Origin of the sequence: Azospirillum brasilense, from assembly GCF_001315015.1 — a bacterium.
Classification (GTDB): domain Bacteria; phylum Pseudomonadota; class Alphaproteobacteria; order Azospirillales; family Azospirillaceae; genus Azospirillum; species Azospirillum brasilense.
In genome coordinates this window covers 407,501-422,836 of record NZ_CP012917.1, presented here as the reverse complement: position 1 = coordinate 422,836, position 15,336 = coordinate 407,501, and the positions used below count along the sequence as shown (strand labels likewise).

At 67.7% G+C, this 15,336-nt stretch carries 12 protein-coding genes, 1 tRNA gene, 2 rRNA genes and 1 riboswitch (1 of these 16 running past the window's edge); of the genes, 5 read left to right on the top strand and 10 right to left on the bottom strand.

The annotated features are described in order from the left end of the window. The first annotated feature begins 76 nt into the window (after positions 1 to 76). Positions 77 to 1,330, top strand: coding sequence for an MFS transporter (locus AMK58_RS26810; RefSeq protein WP_079285645.1), 1,254 nt, complete (start codon positions 77 to 79; stop codon positions 1,328 to 1,330). A 4-nt stretch (positions 1,331 to 1,334) separates the two neighbouring features. Next, a complete protein-coding gene (locus AMK58_RS26805) occupies positions 1,335 to 1,736 on the top strand; it encodes a hypothetical protein (protein ID WP_035682413.1) in 402 nt (133 codons plus the stop codon). A gap of 468 nt (positions 1,737 to 2,204) precedes the next feature. On the opposite strand, the gene phbB is transcribed toward AMK58_RS26805, so the two are convergent. The 3 genes from phbB to AMK58_RS26790 form a co-directional block, all read right to left on the bottom strand. Then, positions 2,205 to 2,927 carry an acetoacetyl-CoA reductase gene (gene phbB, locus AMK58_RS26800; protein ID WP_035682412.1) on the bottom strand — a complete coding sequence of 241 codons (723 nt, stop codon included), beginning with the start codon at positions 2,925 to 2,927 and terminating at the stop codon, positions 2,205 to 2,207. 98 nt (positions 2,928 to 3,025) lie between these two features. Next, positions 3,026 to 4,201, bottom strand: coding sequence for an acetyl-CoA C-acetyltransferase (locus tag AMK58_RS26795; protein WP_035682410.1), 1,176 nt, complete (start codon positions 4,199 to 4,201; stop codon positions 3,026 to 3,028). Between the two features lie 112 nt (positions 4,202 to 4,313). After that, positions 4,314 to 5,561, bottom strand: a complete 1,248-nt coding sequence (locus AMK58_RS26790) for an alpha/beta fold hydrolase (RefSeq protein ID WP_035682408.1) — start codon at positions 5,559 to 5,561, stop codon at positions 4,314 to 4,316. A 500-nt stretch (positions 5,562 to 6,061) separates the two neighbouring features. Here AMK58_RS26790 and phaR point away from each other — a divergent pair, with 500 nt between their 5' ends. Further along, on the top strand, positions 6,062 to 6,727 hold the full coding sequence (gene phaR / locus AMK58_RS26785) for a polyhydroxyalkanoate synthesis repressor PhaR (RefSeq protein ID WP_035682406.1): 666 nt from the start codon (positions 6,062 to 6,064) through the stop codon (positions 6,725 to 6,727). Positions 6,728 to 6,874: 147 nt separating this feature from the next. Next, the gene (locus AMK58_RS26780) at positions 6,875 to 7,099 is read left to right on the top strand and encodes a hypothetical protein (protein WP_035682404.1); all 225 of its coding nucleotides are present in this window, start codon (positions 6,875 to 6,877) and stop codon (positions 7,097 to 7,099) included. Between the two features lie 80 nt (positions 7,100 to 7,179). Here the strand turns inward: AMK58_RS26780 and AMK58_RS26775 are convergent, their stop codons facing one another. Then, positions 7,180 to 8,331 carry a glutathionylspermidine synthase family protein gene (locus tag AMK58_RS26775; protein WP_079285646.1) on the bottom strand — a complete coding sequence of 384 codons (1,152 nt, stop codon included), beginning with the start codon at positions 8,329 to 8,331 and terminating at the stop codon, positions 7,180 to 7,182. 206 nt (positions 8,332 to 8,537) lie between these two features. After that, entirely contained in the window at positions 8,538 to 10,466 is a 1,929-nt protein-coding gene (locus AMK58_RS26770; RefSeq protein WP_059399672.1) for a glycosyltransferase family protein, read from the bottom strand. Between the two features lie 143 nt (positions 10,467 to 10,609). Further along, positions 10,610 to 10,848: riboswitch (cobalamin riboswitch) on the top strand. 175 nt (positions 10,849 to 11,023) lie between these two features. Between AMK58_RS26770 and AMK58_RS26765 the strand changes: the two genes are divergently transcribed. Further along, positions 11,024 to 11,704, top strand: a complete 681-nt coding sequence (locus tag AMK58_RS26765) for an energy-coupling factor ABC transporter permease (protein WP_035675491.1) — start codon at positions 11,024 to 11,026, stop codon at positions 11,702 to 11,704. A gap of 95 nt (positions 11,705 to 11,799) precedes the next feature. Here AMK58_RS26765 and AMK58_RS26760 read toward each other — a convergent pair whose 3' ends face one another. The 5 genes from AMK58_RS26760 to AMK58_RS26740 all read right to left on the bottom strand — a co-directional run. Further along, complete coding sequence (locus tag AMK58_RS26760) at positions 11,800 to 12,552, bottom strand: superoxide dismutase (protein WP_035675490.1); 753 nt, start codon at positions 12,550 to 12,552, stop codon at positions 11,800 to 11,802. A 126-nt stretch (positions 12,553 to 12,678) separates the two neighbouring features. Then, a complete protein-coding gene (locus tag AMK58_RS26755) occupies positions 12,679 to 13,050 on the bottom strand; it encodes a hypothetical protein (RefSeq protein ID WP_051140341.1) in 372 nt (123 codons plus the stop codon). 396 nt (positions 13,051 to 13,446) lie between these two features. Beyond that, positions 13,447 to 13,523 (bottom strand) — tRNA-Met (locus tag AMK58_RS26750). A gap of 100 nt (positions 13,524 to 13,623) precedes the next feature. After that, a 5S ribosomal RNA gene (gene rrf, locus AMK58_RS26745) occupies positions 13,624 to 13,739 on the bottom strand. A gap of 135 nt (positions 13,740 to 13,874) precedes the next feature. Then, a 23S ribosomal RNA gene (locus tag AMK58_RS26740) occupies positions 13,875 to 15,336 on the bottom strand; it runs 1,285 nt beyond the window's last position.

Below are 15,336 nucleotides of genomic sequence, written 5' to 3'. Positions count from 1 at the left end.
CGCTTATCGTGTGACCCTGATGAGTCGCGGGCCAGCGTTGCCGCACCGGCCACAGCCCGCGCCGAGGGAGGATAACTTGGACACCAGCAACCGGGTGGGTGGGGCGCCGTCGCCCCGCTCCTGGCGGACGCCGGGATTCGTCATCGCCTGCGGCTGCCTGATCGCCATGCTGGCGTTCGGCCCGCGGTCAAGCATGGGCCTGTTCACCGCACCGTTGTCGGAGGCGCACGGCTGGGGCCGAGACGTCTTCGCCCTGTCGATCGCCATCCAGAATCTGGTTTGGGGCATCGGCACCCCCTTCGCCGGGGCACTGTGCGACCGCTACGGCCCGGCGCTGGTGCTGGGGATCAGCGGGATTCTCTACGCGCTGGGCCTGGCGCTGATGCCCTACGCCGACACGCCGCTGATGCTGCATCTCAGTTCCGGCCTGCTGATCGGGCTGGGTCTGGCCGGGGCGTCCTTCGGCATCGTCATCGCCGGCTTCAGCCGCATCGTCCCGCCGGAGAAGCGGAGCTGGTCGATGGGCGTCGCCACCGCCGCCGGTTCGATGGGCCAGTTCCTGTTCGCCCCCACCGGCCAAGCCTTCATCGCCGCCTACGGCTGGCAGACGGCGCTGATCCTGTTCGGCGCCTCGATGCTGATGATCCCGGTGCTCGCCTCCTCCTTCGCCGGGGCGGGCGGGTCGAAGAGCGCGCAGGCCGTCACCGGGGCCGACATCGGTTTCGCCGCGACGATCCGTCAGGCCTTCAAGCACCGCAGCTACGTGCTGCTGGTCACCGGCTTCTTCGTCTGCGGCTTCCAGCTCGCCTTCATCACCACGCACCTGCCGCCCTACCTGACCGCCGCCGGGATCAGCCCCGGCCTCGCCTCCTGGGCGATGGCGCTGATTGGGCTGTTCAACGTGGTCGGCTCCTACATGTCCGGCGTGCTGGGCGGCAAGATGAGCAAGCGCCTGCTGCTCTGCGCCAACTACACGCTGCGCGGCCTGTGCACGGCGCTCTTCATCCTGCTGCCGGTCACCCCGGTTTCGGTGATCCTCTACGCCGCGGCGATGGGCCTGCTGTGGCTGTCCACGGTGCCGCCGACCTCCGGCCTCGTCGTTCTGATGTTCGGTACGCGCTATCTCGGCATGCTCTACGGCTTCGCCTTCCTCAGCCATCAGGTGGGCGGCTTCCTCGGCGTGTGGCTGGGCGGCGTGCTGTACGAGCGCGTCGGCTCCTACGACGTGGTGTGGTGGGCCAGCGTGGCCCTGGCCTTTGCCGCCGCGGTGGTGAACTGGCCGATCGCCGAGAAGCCCGCCCCCGCCCTGGCGGCGGAAGCGAAGGCCTGAGGCCATGACGGACCCGGCGCCCACCTCTTCTACCGGCTTCGGCCACGGCTTCGCGCTGACGCTCGGCGCGCTGGCGCTGGCCGTCTGGGCGGTGGTGACGGGGGTGGCGTTGAACCAGGCGGCGCTCAACGAGGAGGATGGCGGCACGGTGCTTGCCGTCTTCCCGCCGGGCACCCCGACCGCCGAGGCCTTCACGGCGGTGGTCCGCGCCGGCGGCCAGCCGGTGCGCCAGACCTGGATCCCCTTCGCCTGGGTCGCCCGCAGCGACGGCGGCGGCTTCGTCGGCCGCCTGAAGGAGGAAGGAGCGGTCACCGCCTACGGCGAGTTGTCGGTCGGCCCGGCGCTGGGCGGCTGCGCGGTGGTCTCGCTGGACGACAAGAGGCCGGTCGGCTTCCAGTTCAAGTGACGTCAAAAAACCCGTCATCAAGCGGTAACGGGACCGCAGTTCAGCTATTGACAACCCCTGCCAGGAAGAGCACGCTATCTCTCAGAGCAACACTGGTTGAGGTGAAGACGCGGTGGACACCGCATCAAGTTGGCCCAAACGCCAACTTCTCATCACAGCAAATGTTCCCGCAGTCAGGAGGGTGTGATTGTCATGAGTCCACCTGCGCTTACTTGAGGAAGCCGACCTGTTCGGCCACACATTTCTGAACATTGCCGTTGAGACGGCTCAACCATTGCGGATGTCCTGGCACAACCGCTGAAACCCCCGCCCCCCGCGCGGGGGTTTCGCTTTTTCGGCGTCCCGCGCCGCGCGTCAATTCCTCGGCGCCCCAAAGAAAAACCCCTCCCCCGCGGGTGCGGGAAAGGGGCAAAGGCTTCGTGTCGCTTCAAACGGGTCCGAAGACCCGGGAGTCACTGCACCGGCCGATCAGTACATGTGCTGGCCGCCGTTGATCGACAGGGTCGAGCCGGTGATGAAGCCGGCGTCGTCGCCAACCAGGAACAGCACGCCGCGGGCGATCTCCTCGGCCTTGCCGAGACGGCCGACCGGGATGCGGGCGACGATCTTCTCCAGCACGTTGGGCGGCACCGCGCGCACCATGTCGGTGTCGATGTAGCCCGGCGCGATGGCGTTGACGGTGACGCCCTTGGCCGCGCCCTCCTGGGCCAGCGCCTTGGTGAAGCCGTGGATGCCCGACTTGGCGGCGGCGTAGTTCACCTGACCGTACTGGCCGGCCTGGCCGTTCACCGAACCGATGTTGACGATGCGGCCGAAGCCGCGCTCGCGCATGCCGTCGATGACGTTGCGGCACAGGTTGAAGCAGGAGGTCAGGTTCGTCGCGATGACGTCGTTCCACTGCTGCGGGGTCATGCGGTGGATCACGCCGTCGCGGGTGATGCCCGCGTTGTTCACCACCACGTCCACCGGCCCGAGTTCGGTGGTGATCTTCGCGATGCCATCCTTCACGGCGTCGAAGTCCGACACGTCGAACTTGTAGACCGCGATGCCCGTGCGGGCCGAGAATTCCTTCGCCTTCTCATCGTTGCCGGCGTAGTTGGCGGCGACGACATAGCCGGCGTTCTTCAACGCGACGGAGATGGCTTCGCCGATACCGCGCGTTCCGCCCGTGACGACTGCAACTCGAGCCATTGGCTCCTCCCCCAAAGCTTGGTGTTGGATTCTTTATCGGTTTCTGTAGGCGCACATACGAAGCGGGCCGCACCCCGGAGGGAACGGCCCGCTTTTCATCAGCCCCGCTCGACGGTGAGGGCGATGCCCATGCCGCCGCCGATGCACAAGGTGGCGAGGCCCTTCTTGGCATCGCGCTTCTGCATCTCATAGAGCAGGGTGGTCAGGACGCGGGCGCCGGACGCGCCGACCGGGTGGCCGAGCGCGATGGCGCCGCCGTTGACGTTGACCTTGGAGGTGTCCCAGCCAAGGTCCTTGTTCACGGCCAGGGCCTGCGCGGCGAAGGCCTCGTTCGCCTCGATCAGGTCCAGGTCCTCGTGCTTCCAGCCGGCCTTCTCCAGCGCGAGGCGGGACGCCGGGATCGGGCCAGTGCCCATGATCGCCGGATCGACGCCGGCGGTCGCCCAGGAGACGATGCGGGCCAGCGGGGTCAGGCCGCGCTTGGCCGCGTTCTCGGCGGTCATCAGGACGAGCGCGGCGGCGCCGTCGTTGATGCCCGACGCGTTGCCGGCGGTCACCGTGCCCTCCTTGGAGAAGGCCGGGCGCAGCTTGGCCAGCGATTCCGCGGTGGTGCCGTGCTTCGGATACTCGTCGTCGGCGACGATGATGTCGCCCTTGCGGCCCTTGATGGTGACCGGGATGATCTCGTCCTTGAAGCGGCCGGACTTCTGGGCAGCCTCGGCCTTCTGCTGCGAGGCGGCGGCGAAGGCGTCCTGCTCGTCGCGGGTCAGCTGCCACTTCTGGGCGACGTTCTCGGCCGTCGTGCCCATGTGGTAGCCCTTGAAGGCGTCCATCAGGCCGTCCTTCAGCATGGTGTCGAGCATCTCGGCGGCGCCCATCTTCACGCCGTTGCGCAAATGCATGACGTGCGGGGCCTGGCTCATGCTCTCCTGGCCGCCGACGACCATGACCTCGGCGTCGCCGTTGCGGATCGCCTGATAGCCGAGCGCCACCGAACGCAGGCCCGAGCCGCAGAGCTGGTTGATGCCGAAGGCGGTGGCGGAGGCCGGGATGCCGGCGTTGACGGCGGCCTGGCGGGCCGGGTTCTGGCCCTGACCGGCGGTCAGGATCTGGCCCAGGATGACCTCGGTCACCTCCGCGGCGTCGGTCTTGGCGCGGCTCAGCGCTTCGCGGATGGCGATCTCACCCAGGTAATGGGCCGGCACGCTGCTGAGCGCCCCGTTGAAGCTGCCAATGGGAGTACGCGCTGCGCTGGCGATCACAACCTCGGTCATGTTGACGCTCCTCAGATTTTGTCAGTTTTATTATCGTGTCAGTGGGCCGCACGGAGTGGGAAAAACCTTATGCGCGGATTTCCCGCAATGCAAGACACCTGACTGGCTGCGGTTATCCTGCCGCACTAAGCCATTCGGCCAGGGGGCGCCAAACGCCTGTTTCGGCACCGGCGCTGACCACCATGCCAATATGGCCGAGCGGCGGCCTGATCATTTGCGCGCGGTCGATTGATCTTGCCAAGGCCACCGCTGAGGACGGAGGAACGATGCGGTCGCGCTCCGGGATCAGCGCCAGAACCGGCATGCGCAACCGGGCCGGCTCCACCGGCTGGCCGGCGACCAGCCACGCGCCGCGCGCGGTGTCGTTGCGCCCGTACCAGCCGGCCAGCGTGTCGCGCGCCACCCCGGCGACCAGCGGCACCCCGTCGTTCAGCCAGTCCTCCAGCGACACGAAGGCGAGCGCGGCGCGGCTGTCCGGCTCCATGCGGGCGAACTGCGAAAACTTCTTCAGCGCCAGCAGCGGGTCGAGCTGGGCGAACAGCCCCTGGAGAACGTCCACCGGCAGTTCCCCCCAGGCGTCGAGCAGCGGGCCGAAGGGCTGGAAAAAGCTCGCGGCGCGGCGGGCCATGCCCGCGTCCTCCGCATGGAAGTCCCAGGGCGTGGCGAGCAGGCCGAGCGCCGCGACCTCCTTGGGGCGGCGCTGCGCCAACGCGGTGGCGAGCAGCCCGCCCATGCAATAGCCGACCACCGGAACCGGGCGGCCCACCGCCTCCACCACCGCGGCCAGCGCGCGCTCCAGCCGTCCGGCGATGTAGTCGGTCAGGCTGTAGCGCCGCTCCAGCGGGCCGGGCGTGCCCCAGTCGATCAGGAAGGGGCGCAGCCCCTGCGCGGCCAGCCAGCGCATCAGGCTTTTGCGCGCCGAAAGGTCGAGGATGTAATGGCGGTTGACCAGCGACGGCACGAACAGCACCGGCGCGCCGGTCGCCGGGCCGAGCGCCCCGTAATCAAGCAGGCGGGACGCCCCTTCCGTCCACAGCACGGGCGGGTCGGGAAGGTCGCGCCGGTAGGGGTGGTGGCGGTAGCGCTCGATCCCCGTCAAGGCGAGGTTGAGCTGGCGGCGGACCTCGCGGTCAACCGCCTGGGCGAACGCGTCCGCGTCGGTTGCGGCGATCCGCCGGCGCAGGCCTTCCGCCCGCTCCCGCAGATGCGGCTTCCATGGCAGCGAGCCGTTCCTCAAGTGCGGCAATGCGGCGGAGGAGCTGAGCAGTGTCGCCGCCACCGTTGCCAGATGCAGCGCCAGGGGCCGCGGCCCCAGCCGTGGGGTGGGGTGCGGGGGGATCGTGGCGTTGTCCCCGGTCACGCGGTTCTCCCTCGCAGGACGGGTGAGATGGGGCCGGCTGGGATGAGGCTGGCTGGGACGGGGCCGGCGCCGGATTCCAGCCGGTGCCCGGCGGGCTGGTGTAGGCGAAACCGCCCGGCCCCAAGACGAAGGGCGCCATCGCCGCGGCGCCCTGCGCCATCATCTGGAACAGGCGGGCGGCGGCATCGGCCATCTCGGGATCGGCGGCGCAGGCCGCCCATTGTTCCTGCCACAGGTCGAGGTACCGTTGCGCGAGCGTTTCCAGGGACGGGGTGTCGGATTCGGACGATTCGGCCATGGCCGGGAGTATATGAGGGAGGCGGTGCCCTTGACCAGAGTCGCGAAGGACCGATCGAAAATGCCGCAAATCCCGAATTATCGGGGCGGCGCCCACCTGGGGTCGCAGCGCTGCGGCACAGCACTGGACAGGGTGCATTCCTTCGAGTAGTCCTTATATCTGAAACATTCTCGCCGCACGACCCTTCTTGAAAGAAACAGCGATGGCCGACAAGGAAGACCAGAAGTCCGCGACGATCACGATCAAGAAGTACGCCAACCGGCGGCTCTACAACACGGCGACCAGCAGCTACGTGACGCTCGACCATCTCTGTCAGATGGTCAAGGACGGGCTCGACTTTGTGGTCTATGACGCGAAGACCGGGGAGGACATTACCCGCTCGGTGCTGACGCAGATCATCGTGGAGGAGGAGAGCAAGGGCCAGAACCTGCTGCCGATCAGCTTCCTGCGCCAGCTCATCGGCTTCTACGGCGACAACATGCAGTGGATGGTGCCGCGGTACCTCGAATATTCGATGCAGTCCTTCTCGCGCAACCAGGAGCAGATGCGCGACTATTTCCAGAACACGCTGGGCGGGATGTTCCCCTTCGGCCGGCTGGAAGAGGTCGGCAAGCAGAACATGGCGATGTTCGAACGGGCCATGCGCATGTTCTCGCCCTTCGGCGGCGCCGAGGACGGGCAGCCCGGCGAGCACCCCGCCGTCCCGCCCCGCCCGGCGGCCCCCGGCCCATCCGCCGTTCCGCCCAACGGCGCGGCCGCGGCGGCCAGCCACACCTATGAAGAGCTTCAGAAGCAGATCGACGACCTGCAGAAGCAGATCGCCAGCATTGCCAAGCCGGCCCGCCCGGCGAAGCCCGAAGGGAAGTGAGCGGCGGCGTCGCCACTCGCATCGACGGCCATCGCGTTCACGGCGTTGCAGCGCAGGGCGGGGAAAGTTCCCCGCCCTTTTCTGTTTTTCGGCACCAGTGGCCCGCCCGGCTGTTTGTCCAACGGAACGGTTCAGAGGAGGAACGCCATGAAGACCGAGCTGCAGATGTCGATGGAACTGGAGGTTGCGGACGCCCAGGACGCCCAACGCTTCGAAGAAAAGCTGCGCGGCTGGCTGCGCCACCAGAGTCAGGTGGTGTCGGTGTCGGCCACCCACAGCGGCGTCGGCAACGACGTCGCGTGGCGGGACGCCCGCCGGGCGGCGTTCGGCTCGCCGTTGCCCAATCCCTTCGCGCCGGGCCGCAGCCGCTGAGGACTGCCGGTTGATCGCCGCCGAAGCGCCCGCCCTGCGCCCCGTTGGAACAGGGCGGGCTCCTCCACCCCGAAGGCGCGTCAGCCGCGGAAGATGTGCGGCACCATCGCCGCGTCGGAGCCGACCCGCGGGTCCGCCGATTCACGGACCGACATGCCCAGGCACTTGTCCCCGATGATCCAGCAGTGCAGGAGCGCGTGGACGCCCTCCTCCTCGAAGATCGGCGGAGTTTCCAGCCAGACCCGTCCCCCCGGATACTCGGCGCCGCCGGTGTCCGAAATGGCGCGTCCGTGCGCCGTCATGCGCTGGGCCGCGTCGTCGAGCCCGAACAGGCTGCGCTCGGTCACCGCGTCGCAGCCGGCCAGCTCCTCGGGGTCGAGCGCGGCGCGGCACAGGTTCGGGTGGCGCGGGTAGAGCGACCACAGCGTCGCCAGCAGCCCGTGGTTCGACATCGGCCAGCACCACAGCGGCGACAGCATGCTCATGCCGCCCATCCGCAGCTTCTGCAGGAAGGCGTCGTCGGCCAGCCCCTGCCACGGGTAGATCTTCGCCAGCCAGGAGGCCGCCCGCCCCTCGTCGTCGACGAAGCGCTGACCGTCCCAGCCCAGGCTCTGCAGCGGCAGCAGATGCGTGGCGATCCCGGCCTCCGCCGCGGTGGCGGCCAGATAGACCAGCTCGCTCTCGCGCATCGGGTCAGGGGTGGCGCAGGCCAGATGGACGAGCCCGCGGCCCGGCATGCCCGCCGCCAGCTCCTCCCAGCGCTCCACCAGCCCCTCGTGCAGACCGTTGAACTGGTTGGCGTCGCCCATCAGGGCCTCGCGCCAGTTGCGCTGGATGATCGAGGCGGCGAACAACCCCTCCGGCGTGTCATAGTTGCAGGCCAGCAGCTTGACCGAATCGCGCCCATCATAGGCCAGCGTCAGCCGCCCGATCAGCGCGCCGGCCCGCTCGTTCAGACGCCCCGCGGCCCAATAATCGTTCCAGGAGGCTTCGAGGAGCCGCGCCACGCCGCCGCGGACCCCCAGCCGGGCCAGCGCCCGCCCGTCCACCGTCGCGCGCAGCGCCTCGCGCAGCATGGTGTGCAGCTCGTCGGCGACGCTTTCGATCAGGTCGATCTGATGAGCGGAGAACTCGTACCGCACATCCTCGCGCCAGAAGGCGCCGGCGCTCATGGCACGGACGCCGTAGGGGTATTTGCGGAGCCCCGGACGCCAATCCGCACGGGGTTTCATGACTGCTCTGCGCATCGTGTGCTTACCGGGCCGCCGGATTCAATCCATGGTTTTGCCCCGCTGCGGCGCGCCGCTTGCGGCCGTCCGGGATTTGGTGGGGGCGGATCATTGCGGCGCAAACGCGCCAACACAAGCGCCTTGCGCGCCCGTCCCTCCGTTTTTCCACGCTTCCCCTCGTGGATCTCACAGGCCGGGTGGAACGCCTGTCAATAGGCGCGGTCGGCCAGCCAGCCCGCGATGGCGCTTTCCATCGCCTCGGCGGTCGGGTCGCCATGCTCCGGGCCGGTTCCCACCATGGGAAGCCGAGCCGCCACGGCGATGCCCTCCGCCGGCGCGCCGGTCCCGACGAACAGGTCGCAGCGCCGCAGCATGGCGCACAGCCCGTCGAAACCCAGCCGCCCGACCGCGTTCAGGCAAGCATCCCCCGCGTCTCCGGCAATGCGCGCGGCGGCCCCCTTCGCCGCCTCCTCGCCGACAAGGACCAGCGCGGTATCGCCCCGCGCGGCGAGGCGACGGCACAACTCCGAGAGGGTCCCGGCGCCGGCGGACGCGGACAGGCCGACCGCGCAGCGCCAGCGCGCCGGAACGCCCTCGGCCAGAAGCGCGGCGGCGGCCCGCTCGCCGGCGGGGGAGGTCCAGACCTCCGTGGCGGGGTCCGGCTCACCGGCGGCCAACGCCCCCAGCAGGCCGGCGGGAGTCGCCGCGACGTGGGTCAGGAAAGCGTCGGCGTAATAGCCGCGCACCGGCCGTCCGACCCTGCAACCGAGGCGGAGCGGCGCCCCTGTATCCTGCATCAGGCGGTTGGCGAAGCTGGCATCCTCGCCCCGGTGGGGATTGATCGTGAGGTCGAAGGCACCGCTGAACTGCTGGCCGATCTCCTGGCGCACGGCGGTCACCAGCGCGTCGTCGGGCGCCCGCCCCTTCAGCGGCGGCAGGGTGACGCGCTGGTTGACGTAGGGGCAGAGGGCGAGCGCCGCCTCCGCGTCCGGCGTCGCGAAGACGGTGATCCGGGCCAGCGGCAAGGCCCGCCGCAACTCCCGGAGGAAACCCGACTCCCGCAGCACGGCCCCTATCCCGTCCGGCAGGAACACGCCGACGCTGCGGATCAGGTCGGTCGGGAAGGGCGGCGGTTCACCGGGGACGAGCGTGCGGCGGCGAACGGCGGGTCCGGAGTTCCGCAGCAGCGCCACCGCCGGGGCGGTCGAGGCGCCCCGCGCCGGCGGCACGAAGCCCCAGCTTCCCTCGGCATCCGGGCGCGCCAGCGGCTCCACCATGGCATGCTCGGCGCGCGTGACGGTCGCCGCGTCGGTCACCCAGGGGAAGAAATCGCGCAACGGAAGGGCGCCATTGCCGACCGCTCGACCCGCCGCCTGCAGGGCGTCCCACCGACGGACCGCGCCGTCGTAGCCGTAATAGACTTCCTTGAACGCGACCTGCTCCCGCGTCGCGTAGGCGAAATGCTGGAAGACCAGCCCGCCCGCCGCCGTCTCCTCGTGCAGGAAGGGATTGGCCGCGCCGAGTTCGAGGTCCGCCCCGTCGGGCTGTGGGCGCATCAGCCGGGGCGGGACGTGCGAGTGCCAGAAATCCCCCGGCCGATACCGCCAGGTGCGCAGCCATTCGTAGGCGCGGTAATTGCCATACTGGTCCAGGCGGTCGAGGACAAGGGACGGGCCGACGAAGAAATGGCAGAAGTACAGAGCCGCCGTACGCGACGGCGAATCGAGGAACATCCGGCGCGCACGGGTGATCTGCTCCGCCGTCCACAGCTCGTCCGCATCGACCTGCCAGAGCAGGCAGTCCTCCGTCATGGCGGCCAGCGGCGCGGTCACCATCTCCACCTTGCCCTGCCAGAAGACGCCCGGCGGCTTGCGGTACACCGACACGCGCCCGGGTTCCTCCGCGGCGATGCGGTCGAGATACGCCGACGTCCCGTCGCTGCTGCGCCCGTCGCGGTGAAGGTCCTGCGGAACGCGCCCACCCCGCTGCGCGCACCAGGAGGAGTCGCGGACCTGCTCCGCCACCCCCTCCACGACGTGCCAATGCCAGGGGAAGGGCAGTTGGCGAAAAACCTCCAGGTGGTAGCGGATGAAGGGATCGCCGTTCAGCACGATGGTCAGGAAATGAACCGGTAGCATGCCCGCAACCCCGTCCTTCGCCCGTTGATCCGGCCTCGCGCAGTCCGCCGGACCTTGTCGGTTCCGCGGGAGCGGTGTCAAGGAAGCCGTGCGACTCCCCGACGGATCGCCATCCCCCTCTTGACGGCGGGGGACCCCGCCCCTACCCTGGCGCCGGTTATGGTTCCCCGCGCCCTCCGGTCGCGGGGCTAAGAGGGAAGCCGGTGCGCCGCCCCGATCGGGGAGAAACGGCAAATCCGGCGCTGCCCCCGCAACTGTGAGCGGTGAGCGGCCTCGTCCTTTCCGTGTCACTGGCGCCGCCTGCGGGAACGGGCGCCGGGAAGGCCGGACGATGCCGCCTTGACCCGCGAGCCAGGAGACCTGCCGTAACCGAACGTACGTCCTCGGGCGGGGTGCCCCGGTGGTCGCTTGCCGATGTCCGGCCCGACGGCCGCCCGTCTTCCGCAAGCCGTCCCTCCGGTGCGCCCATCCAAGGGGACCAAGGGGGTTGCGATGCCGGTGCCTGCCAGCAACGACGCCCCTCCCAACGCATGGCAGACTCGGAAAGGGCATAGAGCATGCACATCGAACCCGGCGTCGTGGACGGCGCCAAGATCGCTCTCAGCTACGCGACGGCCGCCGGCGGCTTCGCGATGGCCGGAAAGCTGGCGCGCGACGACGTCCGCAACAACGGCGGGGTCGCGCCGCTGGTGCTGCGCAGCCTGATCGCCACCGCGCTGGTCTTCAGCTTCTTCGAAGTGTTCCCACACCACCCCGTGGGCGTGTCGGAGGTTCACCTGATCCTCGGCTCGACGCTGCTCCTGCTGTTCGGCGCCGGTGCGGCCTCCATCGGCCTCGCCGCCGGCCTGCTGATCCAGGGCCTGTTCTTCGCGCCCTTCGACCTGCCGCAGTACGGCATGAACGTCACCACGCTGCTGGTCCCGCTGTGGGGCATCAGCCTGCTGGCGAAGCGGATCGTCCCCGACGCCACCCCCTATGTCGACCTGAAGTATTCGCAGGCTCTGGCCCTCTCCACCGCCTACCAGGGCGGCATCGTCGCCTGGGTGGCCTTCTGGGCCTTCTACGGCCACGGCTTCACCGCCGAGACCATGACGGAGGTCGCCTCCTTCGGCGCCGCCTACATGACTGTCATCATCGTCGAGCCGCTGGCCGACCTCGCCGTGCTGGCCGTCGCCAAGGCGCTGCGCCGCCAGAGCCGGGGGCCGCTGTTCAACGTCCGCCTGCACCAGGGCGCCTGACCGGCTCCCCGGACTGGCCGCTTGGACCAGTTGTTTCGCGTGAAGGGCGGCGGGGATGACCCGCCGCCCTTTTCCGTTTCAGGTCAGCTGTCCGGTTAGATCACCAGTTCGCCCTTGCGGATCGCCGCGTAGCGGCGGTTCACCGCGCCCCAGTCGACCACGTTCCACCAGGCCGCCAGATAGTCGGCGCGGCGGTTCTGGTACTTCAGGTAATAGGCGTGCTCCCACACGTCGTTGCCCATCAACACGGGCACCCCCTCCATGGCGGGGGAGTCCTGGTTCGGACGGGCGGCGATGGCGAGCTTGCCCGACGACGGGTCGGCAGTGACGAAGACCCAACCGCTGCCGAACTGCCCGGCACCCGCCGTGTTGAAGCGCGTCTTGAAATCGTCGAAGCTGCCGAAATCGCGCGTGATGGCAGCCCCCACCTCGCCGTCCGGGGCGCCGCCGGCGTTCGGCCCCATGATGCTCCAGAACATGCTGTGGTTCGCGTGACCGCCGCCATTGTTGCGCACCGCGGTGCGGATGCTTTCCGGCAGTTCCGGTACGCGCTTCAGCAGGTCGGCCAGCGGCATCGCCTGAAGGTCGCCGTGGTTGGCGAGCGCCTTGTTGAGGTTGTCGACGTAAGCCTGATGGTGCTTGTCGTGATGCACGCTCATGGTCGTCGCGTCGATGTGCGGCTCCAGCGCGGCGGGCGCATAGGGCAGCGGCGGCAGCATGAAGCCCTTGCCGCCCGGAGTTTGGCCCCCTGTTGTTTGGGCCAGGACGAAGCGCGGCGCCACGGCCAGCACCAGCGCGGCGGCTCCGGCGGAGAGCAGCAATTGGCGGCGATCCAGGCGAACGGACATGAGACCTCCCATTGTGTGTTTCGTGCCCAACAGCGGGGAAGCGACAGCCTCAGTGCGCCCCGCTACTCACTCAACAGGGCAATGGGTGTACTCACTCGGTACCGGCGGACCGCTTGCCACCTGATTTTACAACCGGACCTTTCCCGCCAAGCCGGCGGATGTCGACTGGGTCACACCCATCGCCAACGCACGCCAACGTCCCAGACGGAATCGGGAGGGGGCCGCCGGCTTTCTGAGCGGAGCAACCGGTGCGGTTCCCACCGCCTCATGGATCTTGCGGGCGCGACGTTCCCGAAGCAACAGGCGCATCACCTCCTCCTCCGTGACGAGGCGTCCGGCCTTGACCGAGACGAGGCTGGCGGTGTCTTGGAGGGCCGCGACCTGAGCCAGACTGCCGGTCAGCCCTTTGGCTGCGGCGGTTTTCAGCGCTTCGCGATGAATGGCGAGGATGAACGGCTTAAGCCTGCGGTCGGGCGATCCGTGCGGCGATGTCGGCATGGCGGAATGGCTCCGAGGATTCGTTCGATCGGGTGAGCCATCATCCAACCGATAACGCCACGGCGGCAAAGACCCCTACGGATTAGCCCGTCGCCTCCGTTCGGGTAAGCCGACGCAAGACGGCGGGTTCCGAAATCCGAAGGCTCCGATCCCGCCGTTTCGGTTGGCGCATCTGCCGCCTCAGCCGAACCAAGCGGCGACGTTGCCGGTCTGGCCAAGGATGGTGATGCGGTTGCGTCTCATGCGTCCGTCTCCTCTCGATGACGGACTCTACCCATTCCTGGAGGAACTTTCCGGTCTCAGGTCAAACGAAACTTTGCACAAAGCCTCTGGTGGACGGAACACGCAAAAAGCCCCCCTGAAGCGTTGCGCTTCCAGGAGGGCTTTTTTTTGCTTTGGTTGCGGGGGCAGGATTTGAACCTGCGACCTTCAGGTTATGAGCCTGACGAGCTACCGGGCTGCTCCACCCCGCGGGTGTTGGGCTGCTGGGAACCGGCAGTGTGGCGACGATTGTCAAGTGCGTGCGAAGCCTGCTGCGTCCACATCCGTTTTGGTTTGGCGTGTGCCGTGGTGACCTGGCGGCGACCTACTCTCCCACGTCTTAAGACGCAGTACCATCGGCGCTGAGGCGTTTCACGGCCGAGTTCGGAATGGGATCGGGTGTTGGGAGCCTCGCCATGACCACCAGGTCACCAAGGCACACGCGAACCATCCGGACAGGGACGGCAGAGGGTTTCGTTTGAGCGAGGACGTTTGCTCTTGTTCTTTGCGGTGTTGGCTCGTGCGCCCAGGGCTTGCCGCTGCGCGCGGGCTACCGACTGGGAAGGATCAAGCCGATCGAGCGATTAGTAAGGCTCAGCTTCAGGCGTTGCCGCCCGTCCACATGCCTCCTATCGACGTGATGGTCTGTCACGGCTCTCAAGGGAGTTCTGGTTTTGAGGTGGGTTTCCCGCTTAGATGCTTTCAGCGGTTATCCCGTCCATACTTAGCTACCCGGCCATGCCACTGGCGTGACAACCGGTGCACCAGAGGTATGTCCATCCCGGTCCTCTCGTACTAGGGACAGATCCTCGCAAAACTCCGACACCCACGGCAGATAGGGACCGAACTGTCTCACGACGTTCTAAACCCAGCTCACGTACCACTTTAATCGGCGAACAGCCGAACCCTTGGGACCTGCTCCAGCCCCAGGATGTGATGAGCCGACATCGAGGTGCCAAACGACTCCGTCGATATGGACTCTTGGGAGTCATCAGCCTGTTATCCCCGGCGTACCTTTTATCCGTTGAGCGATGGCCCGTCCACGTGGAACCACCGGATCACTATGGCCGACTTTCGTCTCTGCTCGACTTGTCTGTCTTGCAGTCAGGCGGGCTTATGCCATTGCACTCGTCGAGCGATTTCCGACCGCTCTGAGCCCACCATCGCGCGCCTCCGTTACACTTTGGGAGGCGACCGCCCCAGTCAAACTACCCGCCATGCAGGGTCCCGGCTCCGGATCAACGGAGCGCGGTTAGATGCCAGAGACCTCAAGGGTGGTATTTCAAGGGTGGCTCCACCCGAGCTGGCGCCCGGGTTTCCTAGCCTCCCACCTATCCTACACATGAGATCCCTAGCACCACTGCAAAGCTGTAGTAAAGGTGCACGGGGTCTTTCCGTCTGACCGCGGGTACTCCGCATCTTCACGGAGAGTTCAATTTCGCTGAGTTGGTGTTGGAGACAGCGGGGAAGTCGTTACGCCATTCGTGCAGGTCGGAACTTACCCGACAAGGAATTTCGCTACCTTAGGACCGTTATAGTTACGGCCGCCGTTTACCGGGGCTTCAATTCGGAGCGTGAACCCCTCCTCTTAACCTTCCGGCACCGGGCAGGCGTCAGACCCTATACGTCGCCTTGTACGGCTTCGCAGAGCCCTGTGTTTTTAGTAAACAGTCGCCACCCCCTGGTCTGTGCCCCCCGCCCCGGCTTGCGCCGCGACGGGGCCCTCTTCTTCCGAAGTTACGAGGGCAATTTGCCGAGTTCCTTCAACACCATTCTCTCAAGCGCCTGGGTATACTCTACCAGTCCACCTGTGTCGGTTTGGGGTACGGTCTGATGCGGGGGCTGTTTCCTGGAACGGGTCCCCAGCCGGGCCAATCCGATAAGGCCCGACACGCTTTCCCATTCGTCACACACCCGCTGGCCCACGAATATTAACGTGGTTCCCATCGACTACGCCTTTCGGCCTCGCCTTAGGGGCCGGCTCACCCTGCGTGGATTAACCTTGCGCAGGAACCCTTGGACTTT